Below are 227 nucleotides of genomic sequence, written 5' to 3'. Positions count from 1 at the left end.
AATGTGTACTAGAGATTGGATGAGTCTGATCAACTAATTATGCGGAATGGTATAATATGGAAGTGATGACGAAGCACTTACAATTAATTTCAGATGCGACGCCAGTTGGTAAGCATTCAGTTATCATTATGGATCAGGCTAGCTGGCATCAAACTTATTTAGAAGAGCAATATTCTAACCTCACTATCATTCATCTTCCACCTTATTCACCGGAGCTTAATCCAATT

1 pseudogene is annotated in these 227 nt (G+C 37.4%); it reads left to right on the top strand.

The features are described 5' to 3' along the window. Window positions 1-50 precede the first annotated feature (50 nt). Window positions 51-227: pseudogene (locus tag V6255_RS18375) on the top strand (transposase); the annotation flags it as partial.

The sequence above is a fragment of the Psychromonas arctica genome (assembly GCF_038155225.1).
Taxonomy (GTDB): Bacteria; Pseudomonadota; Gammaproteobacteria; order Enterobacterales; family Psychromonadaceae; genus Psychromonas; species Psychromonas arctica_B.
Note: the sequence above shows the minus strand (reverse complement) of the source record. Positions and strands in the feature narration are given on the sequence as shown.